We start from the raw sequence: 2042 nt of genomic DNA, 5'->3' as shown, positions 1-2042 counted from the left end.
TTGTTGAGTCGCAAAACGCGGGGGTAGTAGTCCGTAGGGGAATCGAACCCCTGTTGGTAGAATGAAAATCTACTGTCCTAACCCCTAGACGAACGGACCAGATAATAAACCGGTGGCGTTTTGGTGCTGCAAAGGTAATAACGTTGCGGTGCAACGCAATACCTGCGGCAAACTTCTGCGTAAATTTTTGTGAAGCTGCTCTAAGACTTCCGTGAAGCAAGCTCGGCTCACGCAGCTATTGCCAAAAAATTAGCCTAGAAGGCAAAGGAGTTTTATGGCTGTCCTAACAAATGCTATTCAGAAAACGCGTACTGCGTGAGTTTTATGAACTCATTCGTCATCGGCAAAAGGGACGCTAATAAAATACAAACAAAAAGCCCGCTTCCGGGGAGGAAGCGGGCTTTGTTGAGTCGCAAAACGCGGGGGTAGTAGTCCGTAGGGGAATCGAACCCCTGTTGGTAGAATGAAAATCTACTGTCCTAACCCCTAGACGAACGGACCAGATAATAAACCGGTGGCGTTTTGGTGCTGCAAAGGTAATAACGTTGCGGTGCAACGCAATACCTGCGGCAAACTTCTGCGTAAATTTTTGTGAAGCTGCTCTAAGACTTCCGTGAAGCAAGCTCGGCTCACGCAGCTATTGCCAAAAAATTAGCCTAGAAGGCAAAGGAGTTTTATGGCTGTCCTAACAAATGCTATTCAGAAAACGCGTACTGCGTGAGTTTTATGAACTCATTCGTCATCGGCAAAAGGGACGCTAATAAAATACAAACAAAAAGCCCGCTTCCGGGGAGGAAGCGGGCTTTGTTGAGTCGCAAAACGCGGGGGTAGTAGTCCGTAGGGGAATCGAACCCCTGTTGGTAGAATGAAAATCTACTGTCCTAACCCCTAGACGAACGGACCAGATAATAAACCGGTGGCGTTTTGGTGCTGCAAAGGTAATAACGTTGCGGTGCAACGCAATACCTGCGGCAAACTTCTGCGTAAATTTTTGTGAAGCTGCTCTAAGACTTCCGTGAAGCAAGCTCGGCTCACGCAGCTATTGCCAAAAAATTAGCCTAGAAGGCAAAGGAGTTTTATGGCTGTCCTAACAAATGCTATTCAGAAAACGCGTACTGCGTGAGTTTTATGAACTCATTCGTCATCGGCAAAAGGGACGCTAATAAAATACAAACAAAAAGCCCGCTTCCGGGGAGGAAGCGGGCTTTGTTGAGTCGCAAAACGCGGGGGTAGTAGTCCGTAGGGGAATCGAACCCCTGTTGGTAGAATGAAAATCTACTGTCCTAACCCCTAGACGAACGGACCAGATAATAAACCGGTGGCGTTTTGGTGCTGCAAAGGTAATAACGTTGCGGTGCAACGCAATACCTGCGGCAAACTTCTGCGTAAATTTTTGTGAAGCTGCTCTAAGACTTCCGTGAAGCAAGCTCGGCTCACGCAGCTATTGCCAAAAAATTAGCCTAGAAGGCAAAGGAGTTTTATGGCTGTCCTAACAAATGCTATTCAGAAAACGCGTACTGCGTGAGTTTTATGAACTCATTCGTCATCGGCAAAAGGGACGCTAATAAAATACAAACAAAAAGCCCGCTTCCGGGGAGGAAGCGGGCTTTGTTGAGTCGCAAAACGCGGGGGTAGTAGTCCGTAGGGGAATCGAACCCCTGTTGGTAGAATGAAAATCTACTGTCCTAACCCCTAGACGAACGGACCAGATAATAAACCGGTGGCGTTTTGGTGCTGCAAAGGTAATAACGTTGCGGTGCAACGCAATACCTGCGGCAAACTTCTGCGTAAATTTTTGTGAAGCTGCTCTAAGACTTCCGTGAAGCAAGCTCGGCTCACGCAGCTATTGCCAAAAAATTAGCCTAGAAGGCAAAGGAGTTTTATGGCTGTCCTAACAAATGCTATTCAGAAAACGCGTACTGCGTGAGTTTTATGAACTCATTCGTCATCGGCAAAAGGGACGCTAATAAAATACAAACAAAAAGCCCGCTTCCGGGGAGGAAGCGGGCTTTGTTGAGTCGCAAAACGCGGGGGTAGTAGTC

General features: G+C 47.4%; 5 tRNA genes. All 5 read right to left on the bottom strand.

From position 1 onward, the window contains the following. Positions 1–27: 27 nt before the first annotated feature. Positions 28–99: transfer RNA gene (locus EWM57_RS20970), tRNA-Glu, on the bottom strand. A 330-nt stretch (positions 100–429) separates the two neighbouring features. Next, positions 430–501: transfer RNA gene (locus EWM57_RS20965), tRNA-Glu, on the bottom strand. 330 nt (positions 502–831) lie between these two features. After that, positions 832–903, bottom strand: a tRNA-Glu gene (locus EWM57_RS20960). Between the two features lie 330 nt (positions 904–1233). After that, a tRNA-Glu gene (locus EWM57_RS20955) sits at positions 1234–1305 on the bottom strand. 330 nt (positions 1306–1635) lie between these two features. Beyond that, a tRNA-Glu gene (locus tag EWM57_RS20950) sits at positions 1636–1707 on the bottom strand. Positions 1708–2042: the final 335 nt, after the last annotated feature.

The organism is Hymenobacter persicinus (assembly GCF_004167665.1).
Taxonomy (GTDB): Bacteria; Bacteroidota; Bacteroidia; order Cytophagales; family Hymenobacteraceae; genus Hymenobacter; species Hymenobacter persicinus.
Note: the sequence above shows the minus strand (reverse complement) of the source record. Positions and strands in the feature narration are given on the sequence as shown.